Origin of the sequence: Arthrobacter sp. SLBN-53 (genome assembly GCF_006715585.1) — a bacterium.
In the GTDB taxonomy this organism is placed as follows: Bacteria; Actinomycetota; Actinomycetes; order Mycobacteriales; family Mycobacteriaceae; genus Mycobacterium; species Mycobacterium neoaurum_A.
On sequence record NZ_VFNN01000001.1, the window covers coordinates 1,021,656 to 1,047,388 of the forward strand.

12 protein-coding genes are annotated in these 25,733 nt (G+C 69.3%); 6 read left to right on the forward strand and 6 right to left on the reverse strand.

What is annotated here, in order from left to right; translation table 11 throughout:
• Positions 1 to 3: 3 nt before the first annotated feature.
• The 5 genes from FBY28_RS04935 to FBY28_RS04955 are packed head-to-tail and all read right to left on the reverse strand — an operon-like array spanning position 4 to position 14,021.
• Positions 4 to 5,457, reverse strand: a complete 5,454-nt coding sequence (locus FBY28_RS04935; RefSeq protein ID WP_216847506.1) for a non-ribosomal peptide synthetase — start codon at positions 5,455 to 5,457, stop codon at positions 4 to 6.
• Positions 5,454 to 8,447 (reverse strand): mycobactin polyketide synthase MbtD, encoded by a 2,994-nt coding sequence (gene mbtD, locus FBY28_RS04940; RefSeq protein WP_141864758.1) that lies wholly within the window; start codon positions 8,445 to 8,447, stop codon positions 5,454 to 5,456. Before mbtD ends, FBY28_RS04935 begins: the two co-directional genes overlap by 4 nt.
• A complete protein-coding gene (locus tag FBY28_RS04945) occupies positions 8,447 to 9,763 on the reverse strand; it encodes a beta-ketoacyl [acyl carrier protein] synthase domain-containing protein (protein ID WP_141864760.1) in 1,317 nt (438 codons plus the stop codon). Before FBY28_RS04945 ends, mbtD begins: the two co-directional genes overlap by 1 nt.
• A gap of 14 nt (positions 9,764 to 9,777) precedes the next feature.
• The gene (locus FBY28_RS04950) at positions 9,778 to 10,521 is read right to left on the reverse strand and encodes a thioesterase II family protein (protein WP_141864763.1); all 744 of its coding nucleotides are present in this window, start codon (positions 10,519 to 10,521) and stop codon (positions 9,778 to 9,780) included.
• Positions 10,518 to 14,021, reverse strand: a complete 3,504-nt coding sequence (locus FBY28_RS04955; protein WP_141864765.1) for a non-ribosomal peptide synthetase — start codon at positions 14,019 to 14,021, stop codon at positions 10,518 to 10,520. Before FBY28_RS04955 ends, FBY28_RS04950 begins: the two co-directional genes overlap by 4 nt.
• A 101-nt stretch (positions 14,022 to 14,122) precedes the next feature.
• Here FBY28_RS04955 and FBY28_RS04960 point away from each other — a divergent pair, with 101 nt between their 5' ends.
• Positions 14,123 to 15,781 carry a (2,3-dihydroxybenzoyl)adenylate synthase gene (locus tag FBY28_RS04960; protein ID WP_141864767.1) on the forward strand — a complete coding sequence of 553 codons (1,659 nt, stop codon included), beginning with the start codon at positions 14,123 to 14,125 and terminating at the stop codon, positions 15,779 to 15,781.
• A 130-nt stretch (positions 15,782 to 15,911) separates the two neighbouring features.
• Entirely contained in the window at positions 15,912 to 21,110 is a 5,199-nt protein-coding gene (locus FBY28_RS04965) for a type I polyketide synthase (RefSeq protein WP_141864769.1), read from the forward strand.
• On the opposite strand, the gene hemW is transcribed toward FBY28_RS04965, so the two are convergent.
• A complete protein-coding gene (gene hemW, locus FBY28_RS04970) occupies positions 21,111 to 22,259 on the reverse strand; it encodes a radical SAM family heme chaperone HemW (RefSeq protein WP_141864771.1) in 1,149 nt (382 codons plus the stop codon).
• Positions 22,260 to 22,342: 83 nt separating this feature from the next.
• On the opposite strand from hemW, the gene FBY28_RS26370 reads away from it, so the two are divergent.
• From FBY28_RS26370 to FBY28_RS04985, 4 genes are all read left to right on the forward strand, one after another.
• Positions 22,343 to 22,447 carry an Ms4527A family Cys-rich leader peptide gene (locus FBY28_RS26370; protein ID WP_353618507.1) on the forward strand — a complete coding sequence of 35 codons (105 nt, stop codon included), beginning with the start codon at positions 22,343 to 22,345 and terminating at the stop codon, positions 22,445 to 22,447.
• A gap of 124 nt (positions 22,448 to 22,571) precedes the next feature.
• Positions 22,572 to 24,254, forward strand: a complete 1,683-nt coding sequence (locus FBY28_RS04975) for a nitrite/sulfite reductase (RefSeq protein ID WP_141864774.1) — start codon at positions 22,572 to 22,574, stop codon at positions 24,252 to 24,254.
• A 6-nt stretch (positions 24,255 to 24,260) separates the two neighbouring features.
• A complete protein-coding gene (locus FBY28_RS04980; protein WP_141864776.1) occupies positions 24,261 to 24,968 on the forward strand; it encodes a phosphoadenylyl-sulfate reductase in 708 nt (235 codons plus the stop codon).
• A complete protein-coding gene (locus FBY28_RS04985; protein WP_141864779.1) occupies positions 24,965 to 25,690 on the forward strand; it encodes a sirohydrochlorin chelatase in 726 nt (241 codons plus the stop codon). Before FBY28_RS04980 ends, FBY28_RS04985 begins: the two co-directional genes overlap by 4 nt.
• Positions 25,691 to 25,733 lie beyond the last annotated feature (43 nt).

A 25,733-nucleotide genomic window follows, 5' to 3' on the forward strand; every position in this document is an offset into this window, starting at 1 on the left:
CACTCATGGCTTTTCGCTTCCCCACCCTGCGGTCAGGGCGGCCAGCTCCTCGGGAGAAAGCCCGGAGGCGGCCATCGGCGCGTGGTGGGTGTCGTTGTTCATCCCGGGGGCGGTGGCCTCCCGTGACTTCTCGTCGACGGCGGCGGCCAGCTCGGCAAGGACCGGATGCTCGAACACCATCCGGGCGGTCAACGGCACGCCGGCGTCGCGGGCCCGCGCGGCCAGTTGCACGGCCAGGATGCTGTCGCCACCGAGCGTGAAGAAGTCATCGTGTCGGCCGACCTCGGCCGCCGCCAGCAGGTCGGTCAGCATGCCCGCCAGCATGCGCTCGGTGTCGGTGCGGGCAGGCTCGCTCGGTGCGGCGATGGTGACGACGGGGCGCGGCAACGGGTCGGTCAGCGCCGCCAGCACGGTGACCGGCAGCGAGGCAAGGTGTTCGGGCAGTGCGCTGCGGTCGAACTCGGCGGCGGGATCCGACAACACCACGTACCCGCCGAGCACCGCGCCACTGCGGGTCTCCCAGGTCCTGGTCAGCGCGGCGGCGACCCCCGGCACCGCCTCCAGGGCGGCCTGCACCTCGGGATCGCCGCTCTCCAGGTACTGCAGCTCGCCGTCGGCGGTCCAGCGTGCCCGATCGCCGGTGCGATAGAGGAACCCGCTGCCGAACGGGTTTGCCGGGTAGCGGGATGCCGCGGCGGGCGACGCGGCCGCGGCCGCGGTGTCGATGGCTCCACCGGCGTAGTACAGATCACCGGTGACACCGACCACCACCGGGCTCAGCCATTCGTCGAGCACGAAAACCCGGTCGGCACCTGAGGTCTGGGGCAGCCCGGTCCGCGGCGCGGTCATGCCGGCGAACCGTGTCACCACCTGATCTCCACCGGCGATGGTGATATCGCGCAGGGTGGCATCGGGGTTGTCGGCGATCGCCTCGATGACCCGCCCCAGCCAACTGATAAGGCGTGCCGCGGTATCCGGCCGGTAGAGCTCGGTGCGGTAGATGACGGTGCCCTGGTATCCGGCGGGGCCGCCGTCTGCGGCGGTCTCGGCGAAGAAGTTGAGCGACAGGTCCGCGTGCGCGACATCGAAGGTCGGTTCCAATGCGGTGAAACGGGTTTCACCGGCACCATCGGATCCGGTGGCGATGACCCGATCGGCGGGCAGCTCCTCGCGGACGTGCACGACGACACCGAACAGTGGGTTGCGCGACAGCGAGCGCACCGGCGCCACCGCCTCCACCACCCGGTCGAATGGCAGGTCCTGATGTGCGTAGGCGCCGAGGGCCATCTCCCTGGTCCGGCGCAGCACCTCCCGCACGGTCGGGTTGCCGTCCAGGTTGTTGCGCAACACCAGGATGTTGATGAAAAAGCCGATCAGGCCATCGAGCTCGGGTTCGGTCCGGCCGGCCACCGGGGTGCCCAGCGCGATGTCCGTGCCCTCACCGGCCTTGTGCAACGCGACCGCGACGGCGGCCTGTAACAGCATGAACTCGGTGATTCCCAGTTCCCTGGCGAGTTCGGTGAGCTTGGCACGGGTGTCGGTGTCGATGGTGAACGGCAGCGCAGCGCCCTCACCATCGGGTACCGGTGGCCGTGGGAAGTCCGGGCGCAGCCCGTTCTCCTCGGGCAGCCCGGCAAGCTGCTCCACCCAGTAGTCGCGCTGCGCCTCGATGCTGGGGGTCTGACCACCCAGCAGCTGCGCCTGCCAGGCCGCGTAGTCGGCGTACTGGATCGGTAGCGGCGCGAAATCCGGTGCCTGTCCGGCGCTGCGAGCCCGGTAGGCGGTCAACACGTCGGTGAACAACACGCCCGCCGACCAGTGGTCGGCGGCGATGTGATGTACCACCAGCGACAGCACATGAGCATCGCCGGTGCTGAGCACGGCGGCGCGCAGGGGCCGGTCGTTCTCCAGGTCGAAGCAGTACCGGCGCTCGGCGGTCAGCTCGGCCTGCAGCCACGCCTCACCGTCACCACGCGCCCGGCGTACCGGCACGTCAGCGACCGGGTTCACGATCTGGTAGGGGGCACCGTCGATCTCGCGATAGGTGGTGCGCAGGATTTCGTGCCTGGCGACCACATCGTTGATGGCCGCGACGAAAGCGGCCGGGTCGGCGGGGCCGGTGAGCCTGGCGGCGAACGGGATGTTGTTGACCGGGTTGGGTCCATCGATACGGAACTGGAACCATTGGCGCAGCTGGGCGGCCGACATCTGCAGCGGTCCACCGCGCGGCACCGCCACCATCGGTGGGCGGTCCGAGCCGCCGCCCGCGGCGATCACGGAGTCGATGTGGCCGGCGATGGCGCCGACGGTGGCCAGCTCGAAGATCTCCTGCACACCGATGTCGACCCGGCAGCGGGACCGCACGGCGGCGACCAACTTGGTGGCCAACAGCGAATGCCCGCCCAATTCGAAGAACGAGTCGTCGGCGCCGACCTGCTCGCGGCCGAGCAGCTCACCGAACAGGCCGGCGACCTGCCGCTCGGTATCGGTCGCGGGCTCGCGGAAGGCGGTGGCCACCGCGATCTCCGGCGCGGGAAGGGCTCTGCGGTCGATCTTGCCGTGCGCGGTGATCGGGATCTCGGCGATCTCGACATAGGCGGCCGGGATCATGTACTCCGGCAGGGCCGCCGCGACGCGGCTGCGGATACGGTCGATCTCGACGGTGGCGCCGTCGGCTGCCGGGGTGACATAGGCGACCAGACTCTTGCCGAGGCCGGGAACGTCGGTGGCGATGACGACGGCCTGCCCGACCGACGGGTCGACCGAGATCGCCGCGGACACCTCACCGAGCTCGATGCGGAATCCGCGAATCTTGACCTGCTCATCGGCGCGACCGACGAACTCGATGTCCCCGTCGGCGTTTCGGCGGGCCAGGTCACCCGAGCGGTACATCCGTCGGCCGGGACTGAACGGGTCGGCCACGAACCGTTCCGCCGTCAGGCCGAAGCGCTGATGGTATCCGTGCGCGACATGCGTTCCACCGATGTAGATCTCACCGATCACCCCGACCGGAACCGGTTGCAGGTAATCGTCGAGCAGGTGGATGGTGGTGTTGATCTTCGGGGTGCCGATCGGCACGATCCGTGATCCCTGTTTGCCGTCGACCTTGTACCGGGAGCAGTTGATCACGGTCTCGGTGGGACCGTAGAAGTTGTGCAGCAGTGCGTCGAACATGGCGTGGAACTTGTCGGCGACCTCACCGGGCAACGCCTCGCCGCCGATCGGGACCCGTTGCAGGGTGCGCCATTCGTTCACGCCGGGCAAGGACAGGAACAGTCCCAGCAGCGAGGGTACGAAGTGCATGGAGGTGACGCCCTCATCGCGCAGCAGGTCGGTCAGGTAACCGATATCGGTGAGGCCGTCCGGTTTCGGGATGACCAGTCGGGCGCCGCCGGCGAGCATGCCGAAGATCTCTCCGATGGACACGTCGAAACCCTGTGAGGCCACCTGCAGCAGCCGGTCGGCCTCGGTCACCTGGTATTCCGCACCGAACCAGGCGAAGTATTCGGCGACGGGGCGGTGTGGCACGGGTACGCCCTTGGGCAGGCCGGTCGACCCCGAGGTGTAGATCAGGTAGGCGGTGTTCGCCGGGCGCAGCGGGCGCACCCGGTCGGTGTCGGTGGGGTTGTCGTCGCGGCAACCGGTCAGCTCCGCGGGGAGTTCGCGCAGGACGACCTTGGGATCGGAGTCGGCAAGGATGTAGGTCAGCCGATCCTCGGGATAGCCGGGGTCGACGGGCAGATAGACCGCACCCGATTTGATGATGCCGAGCGCGCTGATGACCAGTTCCGGGGACTTGTCCATGAGCACCGCCACCCGGTCCTCGGCGCCGATACCCTGGGCGATCAGCCAGTGCGCCAACCGGTTCGAGGTCTCGTTGATCTCCCGGTAGGTGTAGTGCCGTCCCTCGTAGACGACGGCGATGTTGTCCGGGGTCGCGGCCGCCTGGTTCTCCACCGCTTGGGTGAGGGTCAGCGGCGGCGTGCGGAAGTCCTCGCCGGTCGACACCGCGCGCAACCATTCGGCGTCGGCGGGTGAGAGCAGCTCGAGTCGTGCCAGCGCACGGTCGGGATCGGTCAGCGCGTCGTCGAGCAGCACGGCGAAGGAATCGAGCATCCTCGCGGCGAGGTCGGCGCCGATGACCTCGGTGAGGTGCTCGGCTTCGACGGTGGCGGTGCCGTTTTCACGACCGTCCCATTCGACCATGAAGCCCAGCGGCAGCTGGGTCACGTGGCCGCGCAGTTCACCGCGTACGCAGTGCACACCGTGGGGGCGGAAGCCGCCGCCGTCGGGTTCGCGGAACCCGAAGCTGATCCTGGTCATCCGCTCGGCGCCGTGACGCCGGTCGGGATTGATCTCGGCGACGACGCGATCGAGGTTGATGCGCTGGTGGGCGAAGGCGCCGAGGGCGGTGTCCCGGGTTGCCGCCAGTAACTCCCGGAACCCGATGCGGCCCTGCGGCCGCAGGCGCATGACGACGGTATTGCCGTAGTAGCCGAGCACATCCTGGGAGCCGCGATTGAGCACCGGCGTGGCGACCAGGAAGTCGTCGGTATGGGTATAGCGATGGATCAGCGCACCGAACGCTGCCAGCAGCACCATGTACGGGGTCGACCCGGTTTCGCGGGCCAGCTCGGCGACCTTCGCGACGGTCGCCGGGGCGAGGGTGATGGTGGCGCGCTGGGACCGGAACGCCGTCGGCACCGCGGAGCCCGTCGGTCCCGGAAGCTCCAGTGGCTCGGGCGGTTCCGCCATCAGCTGACGCCAGTAGTCCAGGTCCTCGGCATCGCTGCCTGCGGGGACCGCCGCCACCGCCGGCGCGGGGTCGAGCGCGGCGCCTTCGTAGGCGCGGGTGAGGTCGGCGAAGAAGATCCGCCAGCAGCCGTCGTCCCAGGCGATGTGGTGGGCGACCAGCAGCATCACGTGCTCGTCGGCGCGCAAGCGCACCAGCGTGATGCGCAGCGGTGAGTCCGTGGACAGGTCGAAGGCGGTGCCGAACTCGCGCTGGGCCAACACCTCCAGCCGCAGGCCGCGGGCACGCTCGGACATCTCGGACAGGTCGTGGAATGCCCACCCCGGCCGCAGATCCTGGTGCAGGGTCTCCTGCGGTTCACCGTTGGCATCGGCACTGTAGGTGGTGCGCAGCAGCGGATGCCGCCGCGCGACGGCCTGCAGGGCGGTGTGCAACCGGTCGGCGTCCAGGGCGCCGGTCAGCCGATAGGACAGGCTGATGTTGAGCAGGACTCCGGTCGGGTCGAAAGCCTGCACGAACCACATGCGACGCTGCCCGTCGGACAGTCCGGTCTGCACCGGTTGGTCCGGCGCGCTGGTAAGTCCGCGCTCGGCGAGCCTGCGCCGCATGAGTTCCAGGCGTGCATCGGTGATTTCCCGGGGCGAGCGCAGCGATGTGGTCGTCGCCGGTGTGGTCGTCGCCGGTGTGGTCGTGGTGTCAGTCACTGAGGCGTGCCTTCTGTCGTTCGTTGCATGTGCTCGATGACCTCGGCGACGGTTGCGCCGCCGAGGATCGCGGCCAGCGGAACGTTCGCGCCGGCGGCGTTCTTGAGCTTCTTCCGTAGGTCGAGCGCCAACAGGGAGTCGACGCCCAGGTCGAGCAGGGAGGCCGCGGGGTCCGGGGTGATCTCGTCGGGCAGTTTGAGCACCGCGGTGAGTGCCACCCGCAGCACACCGGCCGCATCCAGGCCGGCCACCGACGGCTCGACGTCGACATCGACATCGACATCGACATAGTCCACCGCGCTCGCCGTCGCCGGTGCCTGGTCAGGGGCACCGAGGAACCGGTGCAGTCGCTCGGTGTCTGCGGTGAACACCATTGGGTCGTCGGCGATATCGCGCAACACCGTTTCGATGGCCCGGTCGGCGTCCATCGGAAGCAGGCCGGATCGCTGTACGCGGGCGATCTCCGATGTGCCGATGATCCCGCGGCCCGGCCACAGGCCCCATCGCACCGCGGTGGCCTGCCTGCCCTCGGCCCGCAGCTGCGCGGTCAGCACATCGGCGAGCCGGTTGGCGGCCGCGTAGGCGGCGTGTCCGGCGCCGCCCCACAGCCCCGATACCGACGAGCACACGATGATGCGGGCGTCGGTGCGCAGCGGCCAGATCCTGGCGATGTTGGCCAGTCCGGTGACCTTCGCCGCCATCGTCGCCTCGATATCGGCGCCGGTGAGGTCGCGGTGGTCGGCGATGCGGGCCGCTCCTGCGGCATGGATCAGCAACGTGGCTCCGCCGCCGCCGTACTCGGCCGCGACCGAGGTGAGCGCGGCGGGATCGGTGATATCGCAGCGTGGGGTCAGCACCTCGACGCCGTCGATGCGCGGCACGTCGATCGGGGTGCGACCGAGCAGCACGATGCGACGTGCCCCGCGGGCAGCGACGTGACGCAGGAACTGCGTGCCGACCGAGCCGGAGCCCCCGGTGATGACGACCTCATCGAGCCCGGTGGAACCGCTCGGTGCCGAGCGGGTATATCGGCGGGAGGTCGGCCGGTCGGCCGTTGCGGGCGCGATCATGCTGCGCCGCAGCAGTATCGGCCCGTCGGCCGTGTCACGTACCGCGAGTTCGGCCGGGGCACCCGACAACGCGTCGACGGCAAGTGCGGCGGTCGCCGCATCGGGTTGCCAGGATGGCAGGTCCAGATGCCCGAACTCGTGATCGGGATGTTCCCATCCGATGCTGCGGTGCATGGCGGCCAGCGCGGCCTGGGCGGGCAGCGGGCCCGGTTCGCCGTCACGCACCTGCTCACCGCCGACGGTGACGAGCCAGATATCGCGTATCCGCGGCCCGGCCTCGTCGGCATAGCGCAGCAGCCCGCCGTCGACGCGGTCGGCCAGTTCGTTTCCGGCGGCGGCGGCGTCGAGCTGATCGCTGGACGGGGCCAGCACGATCAGCAGATCGGCGTCCTCGGCGTCGGCCGGCGGCAAACGCCTTCGCAGCGCGGCCGCGAGTTCGGAGGCATCCCCGAGGTCGAGCACCGTCGCGGACCGGACCTCCCCCGACCGGGCCGGCTGCTGTTCCCAGGTCTCGGAGAGCACCTTGAGCCCGGGTATCGGTGGCAGCGGATCCGGGGTGGCCCAGTGATGTCGGGCCTGCATGGGCGCGAACGGGAAATCCGGCAGCAGGGCGGGGTTTCCGGGGAGCAGATCCGGCCAGCGATATTCGGGATCGGCAATCGCCACCGCACCGAGGTTGGCGGCCAGCCGGTCGACGAGCGGTTCGTCGCGGCGTCCGGTACCCAATACCAGCGCATCCCCGGCCCCGAGTCCGTCCAGCGTGTCGCCGATGGCGAAGAGCAGCGCCGGATGGGCCGACATCTCGATGAACGTTCCGACGCCGGCCTGCGCGGCGGACCGGATCGCCTCGTCGAACCGGACCGTGCTGCGCAGGTTGGTGTACCAGTACTCGGCGAAGTCGGTGCCGGCCTCGACGCTGCGTGCCGTGGCCGATCCGATGAAGGGAATTACCCCTTCATCGAATCTTCCTGTCGGGAGCAGGCTTTCGAGATCGCTGCGCAGCGGGTCGAGCTTGGTGGTGTGAGCGGGGAACCACATCTCGATCTCGCGGGCGAACACACCGTCGGCGGTGAGGCGACCGACCACCGCGGCCACCGCGTCGGTGTCGCCGGACACGGCGACCGAGGAGGCCGAGTTGACGACCGACAGTTCCAGCCATCCCGGTGTCACGTCGATCTCGGCCTGCGCCCGGTCCGGGCCGACCCCGAGCACCGCCACCCGATAGGGGCCGGTCAACCGGTCCAGCAGGGTCGCACGGGCATGCACGATGGCCACCGCGTCGGCGAGCGTGACGGTTCCGGAGATATAGGCGGCGCCGATCTCACCGAGGCTGTGGCCGACGGTGAGATCGGGGTTGACACCCACCGATTGCCACACCCTCGCCAACGCGACACCGTGTACGAACTGGGCGCCCTGGATCTGCACCTGGCTGAAATCGTTGGTGCAGGCTCCGGCGTCGGCCATCAGGTAGTCCAGCGGCGAGGCGTGGCCGGCGGCAGCGAACGCGGCCGCGCAGCGGTCGACTTCGGCGGCGTAGCAAGGTAGTTCGGCGTAGGCCTGCACACCCATCGACGGCCACTGGCTGCCCTGGCCGGGGAACACGAAGGCTACGCGGCCGGTGTCATTGCGGTCGGCGTGGGTCGCGAGCGGATGCTCGCACCCTGCCGCGACGGCCTGCAGCGCATCGGTGAGTTCGTCGATATCGGCGGCGCGGATCAGCGTGCGGTGCCTGCGGACCCGGCGGGTGCGCAGCAGCGTCGCGGCCACCCGGGAGACATCGGTCATCGCCGTGCGGCGGCGCAGGTAACCGGCGATGGCGGCCGCGTCGGCGCCGATCAGGTCCTCGGCATGGGCACTCAGCAGGACCGGGACCCGACCGTCGGGCAATGCGGTCCCGGCAGGAGTGGGTGGCATGGCCATCAGGCGGCCTCGCCATCATCGGGCACGGCCACGATGGTGTGGGTATTGGTGCCACTCATGCCGAACGCCGACACCGCGGCGACCCGCCGCCCTTGGCGTGCAGGCCATTCGGTGAGCCCGGTGGCCAGTCGCAGGCCCTGGACATCCCAGTCGATCTCGCGGCTGGCCTGCTCGGTGTGCAGGCTGGGCGGAACCGCACCGCGCTGGGCGGCGATGATCACCTTGGCCAGCCCGAGCGCGCCCGCCGCGGCCTGGGTGTGCCCGATATTGGATTTCACCGAACCGAGCAGGGCTCCGGCACCGGGGCCGGCGGTGTCGCCGTAGGTGTCGGCAAGCGCACGCAACTCAGTGCGGTCACCGAGCCGGGTAGCGGTGCCGTGCCCTTCGACCATACCGACCTCGTCGGGGCGCACACCGGCGCGTTGCAGCGTGCGAACGAACAACCGCTGCTGCGCGATACCGCTCGGTGCGGTCAGCCCGACGGTACGGCCATCGGAGTTGACACCGGTGGCGAGCACTTCGGCCAGTATGCGGCGGCCGTCGCGCAGTGCGGCGGACCTGCGCGTCAGCACGAAGATTCCCGCCCCCTCTGCCCACACCGTTCCGCTGGCCGCACTGCTGTATGGCCGGCAGTGCCCGTCATCGGACAGCGCATGTTGTTTGGAGAATTCGACGAAGTATCCCGGGCTCCCCATCACGCAGACCCCGCCGGTGAGCGCCATCTCGCAATCGCCGTTGCGGATGGCTGCCGCGGCGGTGTGCAGGGCCGCCAAGGCCGACGAGCAGGAGGTGTCCACGGTCAACGCGGGTCCGGCCAGATCCAAGGTGTAGGCGATCCGACCGGAGATGACACCGAGTGACGTGCCGGTGATGAGATGTCCACTGTGCTGGGAGTACTCGCCCAAGTGGGGTCCGTATTCCAGTGCGGAGGCGCCGATGTAGCAGCCCACCTCCCGACCGGAAAGATCGTCGGGGTTGATCCCACTGTGTTCGAGCGCACGCCAGGCCAGTCGCAATGCCACCCGCTGCTGCGGATCCATGGCGGTGGCCTCGCGCGGCGAGATACCGAAGAAGCCGGGATCGAAATCTGCCGCGCTGGTGAGGAATCCACCCAGGTCGTGGATCTTCTTGAAACCGTCGCGGCGCGATCCGTCCAACACTTCGGCGATGGACCAGCCCCGGTCGTCGGGGAACGGCGTCAGGGCCTCCCGGCCTTCGGCCAGCAGATCCCAGTAGCTGTCACACGAGTCGACCCCACCGGGGGCCTCCACGGCCATGCCGATGATCACCACCGGATCGAGGTCCTCAGCGCTCATCGCATCGACCCATCTCACAGCGCATTCACGAGCTCGGCCACCTCGCCGGTGTGCTCGTCGAGATAGAAATGGCCGCCGTCGAACATCGAGACCGTGAACGCCCCGCCGGTGTGGGCCTGCCAACGCCGCAACATGCCTTCGTCGATGCGGTGGTCACGCGCACCGCCGAGGGTGTGGATATCGGCGGCGATGCGGATATCGCCTGCGCACTCATACCGGTTGAACGCGGCATAGTCGGCGCGCACCGCCATCAACAACAGTTCGACGAAATCGTCGTCGGCGAGCAGTTGCGGGTCGGTGCCGCCGAGATCGACCATCTCGGCCAGGATCTCGCTCTGGGCCATCGGCAGGTCGGGTGCGCCTGCCACCGTCGAGGGCGCCTCACTGGCCGACGCCCACAGCGCATCGACGGTGAGGCCGCGCTGTTCGGCCACCCGGGCGAACTCGAAGGCCACCACCGCGCCCATGCAGTGCCCGAACAACCGCAGCGGACCGATGCCCGCCCAGTCGCCCGCACCGAAGAGGTCTGCGGCCAACTCCCCCACCGTCGCGTGCGCGGGGTGGGTCAGCCGGTCACCGCGTTGGGGGTACTGCAGCACATAGGCATCCGATCCGGCCGCAGCCAGCGCGGTACCGAAGGAGCGGTAGGCCAGTGCGGCACCGCCGGCATGCGGGAACACCAGCGTGGCACCAACACCGGGCGCGGCCGCCGGATACCGCTTGATCCAGGGCGCGAACGTCAGGTCGGGGGTGGTCACGAGATTCCCGCGGTGTGCAACTCGGACTGCACGGCGGCGTCGTCCATTTCGGCGACCTCCAGGTACAGCTGGGCCACCTGTTCGAGGCGGTCACCGTCGGGCTCGCGTTCGGTCAGCCGGCGCGCCAGCGCGGCGACGGTCCGGGTGGCGAAGATGTCCGGCACCATGATCGTGGGCGTGTCCAGCCAGTCGCGCACCTGCCCCACCACCTGGGTCGCCATCACCGAATCTCCACCGAGACCGAAGAAGTCGTCGTCGACGCCGATGGTGTCGCGGCCCAGCAGCTCGCCCATGATCCGGGCCACCGCGGTCTCCAACGCACCGGTGGGTGCCCGGTATCCGCGCTCGGCAGGTAATTCGGCCTCGGCCAGCCGCAGCGCGACGGCCTTGCGGTCGATCTTGCCCCCGACCGTGTACGGGATCCGGTCGCAGGTGACGATCAACTGCGGAATCATATGCGCGGGAACCAGATCGGCCAGCGCCGAGGCGATGGCCTCGGGATCGAGCGCCGGATCGTCAAGGCGCACCAGAGCGCCGAGCACATCGCCTGCGCGTCGGTCTGTGCCGCCCGGTGGAGCAACCACCGCAGCGACCGCCGCGGCGACACCGGGAACGCGGGTCAGGGCGGCCTCGACCTCACCGAGTTCGATGCGGTAGCCGCTGAGCTTGACCCGGTGATCGGTGCGGCCGATGAACTCCAGCGTGCCGTCGGGCCGGTAGCGGGCCAGATCACCGGTGCGATACCAGGTCCGGCCGTCGTGTTCGACGAACTTCTCGGCGGTCAGGTCGGGTCGGCCGCGGTAGCCTCGCGCGATGCCGCGACCGGTGAACCACAGTTCGCCGGGTACCCAGTCGGGGCAGTCGGCACCGGACGGGCTGACCACCCGGCATGCGTTGTTGTCGAACGGCACACCGTAGGGCACCGCGGCAGCGTTCGCCGGAATCCCGAGGTCGTCTCCCGCATCGGGCCCGATCTCGAAGATGGTGCCGTGCACGGCGGTCTCGGTGGCACCGCCCAGGCCCGCGAAGCGCATCCGCGGTGCCCGCGCGCGCAGTGCGCGCACCATGTCCGGGCGCACCCAGTCACCGCCTGCCAGTACCACCCGCAGGGAGGACAGGTCACCGGGAACCTCGGTGAGCATCTGCAGCCACCCGGGCAAGAAGTTCACCACCGACACCTTGTGTTCGGCGATCAACCGTGCCCAGGTGTCCGGATCGCGGCGGTGCTCCTCGTCGACCATCACGATGGCGCCGCCGACGCGCAGGGTGCCGAAGACATCGGGGACCGACATGTCCGATTCCAGGTGTGACAGCGCGAGCGCGCGGGCATCGGCACCGATGTCGAAGTGCCGGTACAGAAACTCCAGCGTGTTCATCACCGCATCGTGGGTCAGCTCGACACCCTTGGGTTCGCCGGTCGACCCGGACGTGAACAACACGTAGGCCAGATCATCGAGCGAGCCCTCGACGGTCTCGTATGTCGCCGTGGCGGTGCAGGCCTGCGCGACCGAAAGATGCGGCAGACCGGTCTTCGCCAGCACCGTGGGCACGTCGGTGCCGCAGACCAGCGCGCAGGCGACTCCGGCGGTATCCAGGATGCGGGTGGCGCGGTCGGCCGGCTGGTCGACCCCGATCGGCAGGTAGGCCGCACCGGCGGCCAGGATGCCCAGCAGGGCCGGGATCTGTTCGGCCCCCTTGGGTCCCAGCACCGCGACGATATCGCCACGACCGACACCGCGGCCCTGCAGCGATCCGGCCACCGCAACAACCTGATCCCGGAGTTGGCCGTAGGTCAGCGTTGCGCCCGAGGCGATCAGCGCCGTGGCCTCCGGTGTCGCCGCGGCGTTGCGGAAGAATCCGTCGACCAGGTTGTCGCCGCCGGGGGCCGCGGTGCGGGAGTTGACCGCCGCGCGCACCGCCCGCGACCGTTCGCTCAGCGCGGGTGGGTCGGGCTCGTCCCAGGCCGCGTCAGCGGCGGCCAGTCGCGCCAACTCGGCCACCTCGTAGGCGAACATCGCCTCCGGCACACCGGGCGGGAATGCCTCGACGCGGACATCCCAGTTGATCATCAGTCCATCGGCCAGCGGGGTGGCCTGCGCGTCGATGAGCACCTGCGGACCCTGCGAGATGGTCCAGACGGGCTCGCCGAACTGCTCGGTGACGTCACCGGCGAACAGGTCGCCGAGTCCGAGCGCGCTGGTGTAGACGATGGTCGCCAGTGTCTGGGTGCCGCGATGGCGGCTCATATCGCGCAGTACGTCGAGCCCCGACACCGACGAGTGCGCGGCGGTGGTGTGCAGCACCTCCTGCACGGCGCGGGCGCGGGCCGCCGGGGTCGACGCCGCCCCGAGGTCGATGTCGAGCATCAGCGACGAGGTGAAACAGCCGACCAGCTTGTCGACATCCGGGTGGTAGGGCTCACGGCCGAACATCGGCAGGTTCAGCAGGAAGCGTGAGTCCGTGGACCAGCGGGCCAGGGCGTTCGAATAGGCCGCGGCGACGGCCATCGCCGGGGTGATGCCGCGTTTGTGTGCGTTGGCGTACAGCGCGTCCCTGGTCGGCACGTCGAAGATGTGCCACAACCTGATGCTGCGCAACGGGTTTTCCTGCTGATCGCGCGGAACCAACGGCAGCGCAGGCGGTTCCGGAAGATCCGGGATACGTTCTGCCCACCACTGCCGGTCGGCCTCCGAGGGCCGCGGGGTGGATGCCACCAACCGGTTGCGGTACTCGCGGTAGGTGTACCCGAGTTCGGGCAGGTCGGCACCGCGGTAGAACGCGGCCAGGTCGGCCATGAAGTTGCGGTAGCTCACCGCATCGGCGGCCTGCATGTCCATGTCCACGTGCAGCCGGGTCTTTCCCCCGGGCAGTAGCGACAACGCGATCTGCAGCACCTCGTCGTCGAGCAGCTGATGGGACTTGTCGTCGCGGATGCGCTCCAGGCGTTCGTCCGCATCGGCCACCTCACGCAGGTCGTAGACGGTGACCGGAAGACCACGATCACCGATCCGCTGGGTGCCGTCGGGCAGGATTTCTTGACGCAACATGGGATGGCGGGCAACGAGTTTCGTCGCCGCGCGCTGCAGCCGCTCGGGGTCCACACCGGTACCGTCGAATTCGACGTACAGGTGTGCTGCCACCCCGCCGAGTTCCTGTTCACCGTGGCGACCCACCCACATCGCGTGGGCGATCGGTGCCAGCGAAAAGGGCGCGTCGGGTTCGTCGCCACCATCTCCCTCGGCGGGCAGGGCCACAGGTGCCGCAGGCGCATGCTCGGCGACCAGGTCCTGCCAGGCGGCCACCGTGGGATTGGCCGCCAGCGCGGCGAACCCCACATCGATACCCTGTTTACGCCAGCGCCCGGAGAGCGACATCATCCGGATGGAGTCGAGCCCGGCGGCGATGAGATCGGCGTCCGGGTCCAGCGATTCGGCAGCGAGTCCGAGCAGTTCGGCGACCTCGACCCGAACCGTTTCTGCTGTGGTCCCAGCGACCGCCACGCCGTGCCTCCGAAGATTTAGTACAGGCTTCCCTAACTGCAGTGAGGCTACCCTATATTCGTATCGGCATCGCACCTACCCAGAGGCAGGGTTTATCCAGCATGAGCACGGTTTTTCCCCAGGAACGCGACGATCTGACCGATGGTTTCGTGGCGTTTCCGGCCGATCGCGCCGCCGTTTATCGGGACGCCGGCTACTGGACCGGGTCGCGCCTGGATTCCATCCTGGCCAACGCCGCCACCCGATGGCCGGCCGCCCGAGCGGTCGTCGATGCGCAGCGCAGTCACACCTTCGCCGAGCTGGACACCCTCGCCGATGTGGTGGCCGCCCGGCTGCTCGAGCTGGGACTGCAACCCGGGGACCGGGTGCTGCTGCAGCTGCTCAACACCACCCGGTTCGCGGTCGCGCTGTTCGGCCTGCTGCGCGCCGGTGTCGTACCCGTGATGTGCCTGTCCGGCCACCGCGCCGCCGAACTGGGGCATTTCGCCGAGGTCAGCGGTGCGGTCGGACTGATAATCCCCGATACCGCAGGCGGTTTCGACTTCCGCGAGATGGCCGCTGCACTACAGGCCGACCATCCCGCGCTCGCGCACGTGATCGTCGACGGGGACCCCGGCCCGTACCTGGCCTTCGACACCCTGACCGAACCCCGCCCGGCGCCGGCCACCGCGCCCCGGGTGGAGGTCGACCCGGCCGGGCCCGCCCTGCTGCTGGTCTCCGGCGGCACCACCGGGCTACCGAAGCTCATCGCGCGGACCCACGACGATTACGTCTACACCGCCATCGCCTCGGCGCAGGCCTACGGCATGACCAGCGCGGACACCTATCTGGTCGCGCTGCCCGCCGGGCACAACTTCCCGCTGGCCTGCCCCGGCCTTCTCGGCGCGATGACGGTGGGCGCGCCCACCGTCTTCACCACCGATCCCAGCCCGGAGAACGCCTTCGCCCTGATCGACGAGCACCGGGTCACCGTCACCGGTCTGGTCAACGCGCTGGCAAAGGTGTGGGCGCAGGCCTGCGACTGGGAACCGGTGCTGCCCACATCGCTACGGGTCGTCCAGGTCGGGGGTTCGCGGATGACGGCCGAGGAGGCGAAGTTCATCCTGGACAACCTGACACCCGGACTGAGCCAGATCTTCGGTATGGCCGAGGGCATGCTGAACTTCACCCGGCCCGGTGATCCGGTCGAGGTGCTGCTGCACACCCAGGGCCGGCCCATGTCACCGCATGACGAGATGCGCGTCGTGGACGAGTTCGGTGTCGATGTCGCGCCCGGTGCGGAGGGTGAGTTGCTGGTGCGCGGTCCGTACACCATCAATGGCTACTACCGTGCCGAGGAGGCCAACGCCCGCTCGTTCAGCCCCGACGGGTTCTACCGCTCCGGGGACAGGGTCCGCATCTTCACCGATGGACCGAAGGCCGGTTACGTCGAGGTGACCGGCCGCATCAAGGATGTCATCCACCGTGGCGGTGAGACGGTCTCCGCATCCGATCTGGAGGAGCATCTGTTCGCCCATCCCGGGATTTACGCCGCGGCCGCGGTGGCGATGCCCGACGAGTACCTCGGTGAAAAGATCTGCGCCGCTGTGGTTTTCTCCGGCGCGCCCATCACTCTGGCCGAACTGAACAGCTTTCTGGATTCCCGCGGGGTGTCTGCCCACACCAAACCGGACATGCTTGCCGCGTTGCCGACGCTGCCCAAGACTGCGGTCGGCAAGGTCGACAAGAAGCAGATCATCGCGCAATTGAGCGCTTCGTGACCGGCAATATGCTGGCGCACTTGGGGTTCCGAAGGGTGATGTGCCGAGCGGCACACGGGGTAGCCCGCCGCGGGGCCGCGATGCGTGCCACGATCGGTCCAAACGCACACCAGGTGAAGGATCTACAGCCGTGACGCTTGACCAGCAACCCGCACCGGAGCCGGTCGCCATCATCGGGATCGGGTGCCGACTGGCCGGGGATGTCAACACACCGGGCCAGTTCTGGCGGTTCCTGCTCGACGGGGCCGGCGCGGTCGGCGAGGTCCCGGCCGAACGCTGGGAACCGTACCTGCGCCGCGATCCGCGTAATGCCGCCATCCTGAAGTCCACCACGCACAAGGGCAGCTTCCTGTCCGACCTCGCCGGTTTCGACGCCGAGTTCTTCGGTGTGTCGCCGCGCGAGGCCGAGTTGATGGACCCGCAGCAGCGGTTGGCCCTCGAGGTCAGCTGGGAGGCCCTGGAGGATGCCGGTGTCCCGCCGCGTGCGCTCGCCGGAAGCGATACCGCGGTGCTGATGGGCGTCAACTCCGATGACTACGGCAAGCTCGTCATGGAGGATCTGCCGGGCATCGAGGCCTGGACCGGCATCGGCACCGCCCTGTGCGGGATCGCCAACCGGGTGTCGCATCTGCTCGATCTGCGGGGCCCCAGCGTCGCGCTCGACGCGGCCTGCGCGGCGTCCCTGGTGGCGGTGCACCAGGGCTGTCAGCTCCTGCGTACGGGTGAGACCTCGTTGGCGCTCGCGGGCGGTGTCAGCGCACTTATCGGCCCCGGCCTGACCAGGGTGCTCGACGTGGCCGGGGCGACCGCCCCCGACGGCCGGTGCAAATCGTTCGACGACTCCGCCGACGGGTACGGCCGCGGTGAGGGCGCTGCGGTCGTGGTGCTCAAGCGGCTCGCCGACGCGCGCCGGGACAACGACCGCGTCATCGCGGTGATACGCGGCGGCGCCGTCGCCCAGGACGGCAAGACCGTCGGCATCATGTCTCCCAATGGCGTTGCCCAGGAGGACATGTTCCGCCGCACCTGCCGCACCGCGGGCATCGACCCGGCAACCATCGACTATGTGGAGGCCCACGGCACCGGCACGCCGACCGGCGACCCGGTGGAGCTGACCGCGTTATCGCGGGTGTACGGCCACGGCCGCCCCGCCGACGCACCGTGTCTGGTGGGATCGGTCAAACCCAACACCGGACACCTCGAGGGTGGCGCGGGTGTGGTGGGTCTGGTCAAGGCGGCACTGGCATTGCAGCACAGGGTGATTCCCCCTACCGCCGGTGTGCGCACCCCGACCACCGCGGTCGACTGGAACACCAACGGCCTGCGGGTCAACACCGACACCGAGCCGTGGCCACACACCGAGACCCCGCGCCGGGCCGCGGTCTGCAGTTACGGCTACGGCGGCACCATCGCCCACGTACTCCTGGAGGAGGCACCGCCGAGCGACCCTGGACCGGAATGGGAAGCTCCTGCACTGCACGTCATCCCGGTCTCGGGGCGGTCGGCGAAACGCCTGTCGGTCAATGCCGGAGCACTGGCCGACCATCTGCGTTCCGGTCACGACGCGGTGACCGATATCGCGGGCACGCTGTGGAATCGCCGCTCCCCCGAGCCGGTGCGCGCGGCGATCATCGCCGAGGACCACAGGGAGGCGGTGCTGGGACTGGACGCCTTGGCCGCCGGCGGCAGGCACAGCTCGGTGGCAACGGGATCGGTGGTACCGGGTGCCGAGCGCGGAGCGGTGTGGGTGTGCTCCGGCCACGGCTCGCACTGGGCCGGCATGGGTGCTGAGTTGCTGCGCGAGGAGCCGGCTTTCGCCGCGATCATCGATCAGATCGAACCGGTGTTCGCCGCCGAACTCGGATTCTCCGCGCGCGAGGCCCTGGCCTCCGGCGAGCACGGCGGCACCGACCAGGTCCAGGCGCTGACCTTCGCCATGCAGGTCGGTCTTGCCGCGGTGCTGCGGTCACGCGGCGCGGCGCCGGCCGCCGTCATCGGGCATTCCGTCGGCGAGGTGGCGGCCTGCGTCATCTCCGGGGTGTTCGATCTGGTCAGCGGCGCCAAGGTCGCCTGCTACCGGGCCCGCGGGTTCCGCACCGTGCAGGGTCACGGTGCGATGGCATTGGCCGCGGTGTCCTTCGCCGACGCCGAGTTCCGGTTGCACGACCATCCCGGCGTGGTCGCCGCCATCAGTGCGGCCCCCGAATCCACCGTCATCTCCGGCACCGCCGATGCGGTGCACAGGGTGGTCGAACAGTGGTCCGCGCTGGGCATCGTGATGCGGACGGTGAACACCGATGTGGCGTTCCACAGCCCGGCCATGGACGGGCTCACCACCGAATTGGGCAGGCTCACAGCACAGTTGGATCCGCGGGACCCGGTGGTGCCGTTGTACACGACGGCGTTGGCCGACCCCAGGTCGACGGCCCGGCGCGGATCGGACTACTGGGTGGCCAATCTGCGCGGACGGGTCCGCTTCGCCGAGGCCGTCACCGCCGCCGCCGAGGACGGGCACCGACTGTTCCTGGAGGTCGCCGCGCATCCGGTGGTCTCGCACTCGATCGTGGACACGCTGACCCACAACGGCATCGACGAGTACGGGGTTCTTCCGCTGCACCGGCGCAACATGCCCGAGGTGCGGTCGGTGACCACGGCGATCGCCGCACTGCACTGTCATGGCGCACCCGTGGCGCTGGCGCCCGGCCATTCGCGCTGGGCACCCGGCCTACCCGGAAACCAATGGCAGCACCGGCGTTTCTGGCGCACCCCGGCGAACCCGCCCAATGGCGGCGGGGTGCACGATCGTGACACCAACACCCTGCTGGGCGGACGCCTCGAGGTGTCCGCGGGTGTGCCCGCCACCGTGTGGCAGACCCAGCTGGACATGTCCACCCGGCCCTACCCCGGTGATCATCCCGTGCGGGGCACCGAGATCGTCCCGGCCGCGGTGCTGCTGAACACGCTGCTGGCCACCGCCGCGAGCGGCGAATCAGGCACCGCCGCGAGCGGCGAATCAGGCACCGCCGCGAGCGGCGATATCGTCGACGTCCGGTTACGCACACCGGTGGCGCCCGGGCGGGCCCGAAACATCCAGGTGGTCCGCCAGGACGGGACGCTGACGCTGGCATCGAGCATCCGGACCGACGGTGAGGAGACCGCCGAGGGATGGTTGACCCACTGCACCGCGGGCATCGCCGATGCGGCACCGCTACCCGGTGATCTCGATCTGGCCGCGGTGCGCGCCCGGTGTACCGAGCCGCTGCCCGCCGGTCATGTGGTGGACACGCTTGCCGGTCTCGGTGTCGCCGCGATGGGTTTCGGTTGGGAGGTCACCGAATTGCGCCGCGGCGGTGACGAACGGAACGGCGAGTTCCTGGCCGTCGTGCGCGCCGAGCCCGATGGCCGCACGCCGGCCACCTGGGCCGGCATCCTGGATGCCGCCACCTCGGCGGCCTCGGTCATCTTCGACGCCCCACTGCGCCTGCGGATGCCCGCCCGTATCGATCGGGTTGCGTTGCGCGCCGGCCCCATCGGTACCGCCGTGCTGCACATCCGGCGTGTCGGCGGCACCACGGCCGATGTCAGCATCGCCGATGAGACCGGCACGGTGCTCGGCGCCATCACCGGCATGTACTTCGACGAACTGGAGAACCCGGGCGGCAACGATGTCACCCGGATGATGCAGCAGCTGGCCTGGCATCCCACGCCATGGCAGACCGGCGACCGCCCGCCGCAGGTGATCCTGGTCGGCGGCGATGCGCCGACGCTGGCCTGGTGTATGCGCGATCTGGCAGCCGCCGACGTGGTGCACCGGCTCTGCGCGACACCCGAGGAGATTCCGGCGACGCTGACCCCCGGTGCGGTGGTGCTGGTGTTGCCACGGGCCGGCGACGCACCCCTGGACGCCGTCACCGCCGTACACCGCACGCTGACCACGCTGTTGGAGCGCGGCGCCGCGGCGCGGCTGTGGGCACTGACCCGAGGCGTATACGAGGGCAGCGATATCGGCGGTGCGCCGCTGTGGGGGTTCTCCCGGATCGCCGCGGCCGAACACCCCGGCCTGTGGGGTGGGGTCATCGACGTGGCCGACGACAGCCTGCCGCTCGGTGCCCTGGCCGAACTGGCAGGCAATGGCGTGGTGGTCGTCCGCGACGATATCGCGCTGACGGCGCGGCTGACCCGCGCCGAGCCCAATCGTGGCCTGCCGCTGAGCTGTTCACCGGCGGGCAGCTATCTGGTGACCGGTGGTACCGGCGCGCTGGGCGCCCGGGTGGCGACCCGGTTGGCCGACCTGGGCGCCCGGCGCATCGTGCTGCTGTCGCGGCGCGGGATCGCCGATCGCGCGGCATGGGATACCGACACCGAACCGGCCCGCACCATCGTGGCGTTGGAGGAGCGCGGGGTGTCGGTGCGGGTGGCCGCGGTCGACATCGCCGCGCCCGGCGCCGCCGACGAGTTACGCGCTGTGCTGCGTGATCTGCCACCGGTGCGCGGGGTCGTCCATGCTGCCGGTGTCGAGGCCGGTGCCCTGCTGGCAACCACCACGACCGAGGATTTCGCCGCCGCCATGCGGCCCAAGGTCGACGGCACGTTGACCCTGCACGAGGTGTTCGCACCGGGTGAGCTGGATTGGTTGGTGCTGTTCTCGTCCTGCGGGTACCTGGCCGGTTTCCCTGGCCAAGGGGCGTACGCCTGCGCCAACGCCTTTCTGGATGCCTTCGCCCAGCACCGTCGCAGCCTGGGTGACCGCACCACCGCGGTGGCCTGGACCGCGTGGCGTGGACTGGGCATGGGCTCGGCGTCGGACTTCGTTTCCGCGCAACTGCGGGCGCTCGGCATGGGTGTCGTCGGCCCTGACGATGCCATGCGCGCACTGGATCTCGCGATGCGCGCCGACCAGCCGCATGTGGTGGTCCTCCCGGTCGACGCCGATGCCGCCTCGGTGCCGATGCTGGCCGATATCGCCCCGGTCGACGCCGAGGACACCGGTGCGGTGGCGGTCCGGCCCGGCCGTGACGGTGTCCCCACCCCGGTGTGGGTTGCCGAACTGGTCACCGCCACAGTGGCCGCCGAACTCGGCCTCTCCGACGATGCCGTGGATCCACGCTTGCCGCTGGCCGAGATCGGGGTCGACTCGATCATGACCGTGGCGTTGCGCAAACAGTTGGAGCGTGCGACCGGCCTCACGCTGCCGCCCACCCTGTTGTGGGAGCATCCCACCGCCGCGGCCGTCACCGCACGGATCGTGGAACTGCTTTCCGGGCAGGAGGATTCGACCGATCAGGAGATCCGCGACGAAATCGACGAACAGATCGGCGCCTGCCCCTGATCAGTCGGCGAGCACATCGCGGATCACCGCGTCGGCCAGCAATCTGCCGCGGTCGGTGAGGACCAACCGGTCACCGGTGTCCTCCAGCAGCCCGTCGGCCACGGCGACCCCGGCCCGCAGCGATTCCGCCTCGGCGAGCACCGATCGCGGCACCCCGCTGCGCAAGCGCAGCCTCAGCATCACGTCCTCGATGTGTCGTGCGGTGTCATCGAGTTCCTCGGAATCGGCGACCGGCAACCGGCCGTCGGCCAGCGCCTGCGCATATGTCTTGGGGTGCTTGACGTTCCACCATCGGGTTGATCCGAGGAATCCGTGCGCGCCGGGGCCTGCCCCCCACCAGTGCCCGCCGTCCCAATAGCCGAGATTGTGTCGGCACTCCCCGCCGGGGGTGCTCCAGTTGGACACCTCGTACCAGTGCAGCCCCGCCGCCGACAACGCGGCGTCGAGCAGTTCGTAGCGGTCGGCCAGCACATCGTCGTCCGGGGCGGGCAACTCGCCGCGGCGCACCCGCCGCGCCAGCGCGGTGCCGTCCTCGACGATCAGCGCGTACGCCGACAGGTGGTCGATCCCGGCGTCCAACGCCGTCTCCACCGACAGCTTCAGATCATCGTCGCTCTCCCCCGGCGTGCCGTAGATCAGGTCGAGGTTGACGTGCTCGAAACCCTCGGCGCGCGCCTCGCGGGCGGCCGCCGGCGCACGCCCGGCCGAGTGCACCCGGTCGAGCACCTTGAGCACGTGCGTCGCCGCGGATTGCATGCCCAGCGACACCCTGGTGTAACCGGCCTCGCGCAGTCTGGCGAACAGCGCCGGTGAGCTGGACTCCGGATTCGCCTCGGTGGTCACCTCGGCCCCCGGCGCGAGGGTGAAGTTCGTCATGACGGCGGCAAGCACGGCCGCGAGCCCGTCCCCGCCGAGCAGCGTCGGCGTGCCCCCACCGACGAAGACGGTGTCGACCGGCCGCGTTCCGACGTGTCTGGCGGCGAGTTCCAGTTCGACCTGCACGGCGGCCAGCCAGCCGTCCGGCGTGGCATCCCCGAGTTCGGCCGGGGTGTAGGTGTTGAAATCGCAGTACCCGCAGCGCGTGGCGCAGAACGGCACGTGGACATAGATGCCGAAGGGTCCGGCGGTGTCCGGCTCGGGGCTGCTCATACCAGGAATTGTCCCAGAACCCGTTTTGCTCACCCCGAGTCCAAATCTGGCCCGGTTAGGGCGTCTGCGGCCGTCGTGGCACAATGTCGCACGTGACCGCCGCCGTTGACAGCACCACCCGCATTGCGCTGGTGGTCCGGCGGCATGTCGACCTGAAGCGCATCTGTAGCTGTTGTTGTCTGCCCTGACCCGCGTCGATATCGGAATCAGCCTGCCCCACCCATGAGCCGGCCGCCGGATCTGCGCCGCCGGCCAGCCCCCGGCGATTTCGCGCGATCGGTGAGCCGCTCCCCGACAAGGAGCCTCGACAACATGACCGAAACGGTCTCCAACACACCCAAGCCCGTGAAGCGGCCCCGCGGCGAGGGCCAGTGGGCGCTCGGCTACCGCGAGCCGCTGAACGCCAACGAGCAGGCAAAGAAGGACGACAACCCGCTCAACGTGCGTCAGCGCATCGAGAGCATCTATGCCCCGAACGGGTTCGAGTCGATCGACAAGGGCGACCTGCGCGGTCGTTTCCGCTGGTGGGGCCTCTACACCCAGCGCAAGCCCGGTTTCGACGGCACCTGGACCGGCGACGAGAACACCGACATGCTCGAAGACGAGTACTTCATGTTGCGCGTCCGCAGCGATGCCGGTGACCTGAGCCTGGCCGCGCTGCGCACCCTCGGCGGCATCAGCACCGAGTTCGCGCGCGACACCGCCGACCTCTCCGACCGGCAGAACGTCCAGTACCACTGGATCGACGTGCGCGATATGCCCGAGATCTGGCGCCGCCTCGACGAGGTGGGGCTGCAGACCACCGAGGCGTGCGGTGACTGCCCGCGCGTCGTGCTGGGTTCGCCGCTGGCCGGCCAGCACCCCGACGAGGTCATCGACGGCACGCCCGCGGTCAACGAGATCGTCAAGCGCTATATCGGCAAGCCCGAGTACTCCAACCTCCCGCGCAAGTTCAAGACCGCGATCTCGGGTCTGCAGGATGTCGTGCACGAGATCAACGACGTCGCGTTCATCGGGGTCGTGCATCCCGAGCACGGTCCCGGCTTCGACCTGTGGGTCGGCGGCGGCCTGTCCACCAACCCGATGCTCGCCAAGCGTGTCGGTGTGTGGGTCCCCCTGGACGAGGTGCCCGATGTCTGGGAAGCCGTCGTCTCGACCTTCCGGGATTACGGATACCGCAGGCTGCGCGCCAAGGCCCGGCTGAAGTTCCTGATCAAGGACTGGGGCGTCGAAAGATTCAGGGAAGTGCTGGAGACCGAGTACCTCAAGCGCCCGCTGATCGACGGACCGGCGCCAACGCCGGTGACCCGGCCCATCGACCATGTCGGTGTGACCAAGCTCAAGAACGGCCTGAACGCCGTCGGGGTGTCGCCCATCGCCGGGCGCGTCACCGGCACCATCCTGACCAAGGTCGCCGACCTGGCCGAGGCCGCGGGTTCGGACCGGGTCCGCTTCACGCCGTATCAGAAGCTGATCATCCTCAACGTCGCCGACAAGAAGCTGGCCGCGCTCAGGGATGGCCTGGACGCCCTGGGCCTGCCGTCGAGCCCGTCGCATTGGCGACGCAACCTGATGGCCTGCACCGGCATCGAATTCTGCAAGCTCAGCTTCGCCGAGACCCGCAGCCGGTCCCAGACCCTGGTGCCCGAGCTGGAGAAGCGTCTTGAAGACCTCAATGCCCAGCTCGACGTGCCGGTGACCATCAACATCAACGGGTGCCCGAACTCGTGCGCCCGCATCCAGATCGCCGATATCGGCTTCAAGGGCCAGATGATCGACGAGGGCAACGGCCCCGAGGAGGGATTCCAGGTGCACCTGGGCGGCAGCCTGGGCCTGGACAGCACTTTCGGCCGCAAGCTGCGCCAGCACAAGGTGCTGGCCACCGAGCTCGGGGACTACATCGAGCGGGTCGTTCGCAACTTCGTGAAACAACGCGAGCCCGATGAGCGTTTCGCTCAGTGGGCGGTGCGCGCCGACGAAGCAGACTTGAGGTGATGTGACATGACAGCGGTGACACGTTCGGAAACCGAACTGAAGGAGCTGGCGGAGCGCGGCGCGGCCGAGCTGGCCGGCGCCGGTGCCGAGGAGTTGCTGCGCTGGACCGATGAGAACTTCGGCAACGGTTACATCGTCGCGTCGAACATGCAGGACGCGGTGCTGGTGGAGATGGCCGCGAAGGTCAGGCCCGGCGTGGACGTGCTGTTCCTGGACACCGGCTATCACTTCGTGGAGACCATCGGCACCCGCGATGCCGTGGAGGCAGTGTACGACGTGCGCGTGGTGAATGTGGCTCCGGAGAACTCGGTGGCCCGTCAGGACGAGTTGTTCGGCAAGGATCTTTTCGCCCGTGACGCGGGTGCGTGCTGCCGGATGCGCAAGGTCGAACCGCTGGGCAAGGCGTTGAGCAATTACTCGGCATGGGTGACCGGAATCCGGCGGGTCGAGGCGCCCACCCGGGCCAATGCCCCGCTGATCAGCTGGGATGCCGCGTTCGGGCTGGTGAAGATCAATCCCATCGCCGCCTGGACCGACGAGGACATGCAGTCCCATATCGACGCCAACGGCATCCTGGTCAATCCCCTGGTGTACGAGGGCTACCCCTCGATCGGCTGCGCGCCGTGCACGAGCAAGCCCGTTGAGGGTGCCGATCCACGCAGCGGACGGTGGGCGGGCCAGTCCAAGACCGAGTGCGGTCTGCACGCGTCATGACCGCGTCGGTGCCCGCACCGGTTCTCGTGCTGACCGCGCACGGCAGCGCCGATCCACGCTCGGCGACCAACACCCGCGCCGTGGCCGAGACGATCCGCCTGCTTCGGCCCGGGCTGGAGGTCGTGCCCGCCTTCTGCGAGCAGAATGCCCCAGGCTTGGCCGATGTGCTGCGCGAGGTCGGCGATCGGGCCGTGGTGACTCCCCTGCTGTTGGCCAGCGCCTATCACGCTCGGGTGGACATCCCCGCCATGATCGCCGAGAGCGGTGCCGCAGCGCGGCAGGCCGACACCCTCGGTGAGGACGACCAGCTGTTGGCCGTGTTGGGCAGGCGGATCGCCGAGGCCGGCGTGTCCGTGCACGACAGCGATGTCGGCGTGATCGTGACCGCGGTCGGATCATCGCGACAGGATGCGAACGCGCGCACCGCCACCGTGGCCGCCTCGGTCGCACTCAATAGCCAGTGGGCCGGGGTGACCACCGCCTTCGCCACCGGATCGCAGCGTTCGCTACCCGATGCCGTGCGCGTGTTGCGCCTGCGCGGCGCCCGGCGCATCCTCATCGCCCCGTGGTTCCTGGCGCCCGGGAAGATCACCGATCGGGTGGCGGAATTCGCTGCTTCACAGGGTATTTCGATGTCCGCTCCGCTGGGTGCGCATCGCCTGGTCGCCGAGACCGTGCTGGACCGGTTCGACGCGGCCATCGCACTGCCCGTCGCCGCCTAGCTGTACCGAGACAGGACGTTGGTAGCGGGCGTGTTGGGTTGAT

What these genes read in the sequence shown, in the direction of transcription:
- mbtD (WP_141864758.1), bottom strand. Translation starts at nt 8,447, where the DNA reads ATGGCCATGCCACCCACTCCTGCCGGGACCGCATTGCCCGACGGTCGG.
- FBY28_RS04945 (WP_141864760.1), bottom strand. Translation starts at nt 9,763, where the DNA reads ATGAGCGCTGAGGACCTCGATCCGGTGGTGATCATCGGCATGGCCGTG.
- FBY28_RS04960 (WP_141864767.1), top strand. Translation starts at nt 14,123, where the DNA reads ATGAGCACGGTTTTTCCCCAGGAACGCGACGATCTGACCGATGGTTTC.
- FBY28_RS26370 (WP_353618507.1), top strand. Translation starts at nt 22,343, where the DNA reads ATGTCGCACGTGACCGCCGCCGTTGACAGCACCACCCGCATTGCGCTG.
- FBY28_RS04980 (WP_141864776.1), top strand. Translation starts at nt 24,261, where the DNA reads ATGACAGCGGTGACACGTTCGGAAACCGAACTGAAGGAGCTGGCGGAG.
- FBY28_RS04975 (WP_141864774.1), top strand. Translation starts at nt 22,572, where the DNA reads ATGACCGAAACGGTCTCCAACACACCCAAGCCCGTGAAGCGGCCCCGC.
- hemW (WP_141864771.1), bottom strand. Translation starts at nt 22,259, where the DNA reads ATGAGCAGCCCCGAGCCGGACACCGCCGGACCCTTCGGCATCTATGTC.
- FBY28_RS04985 (WP_141864779.1), top strand. Translation starts at nt 24,965, where the DNA reads ATGACCGCGTCGGTGCCCGCACCGGTTCTCGTGCTGACCGCGCACGGC.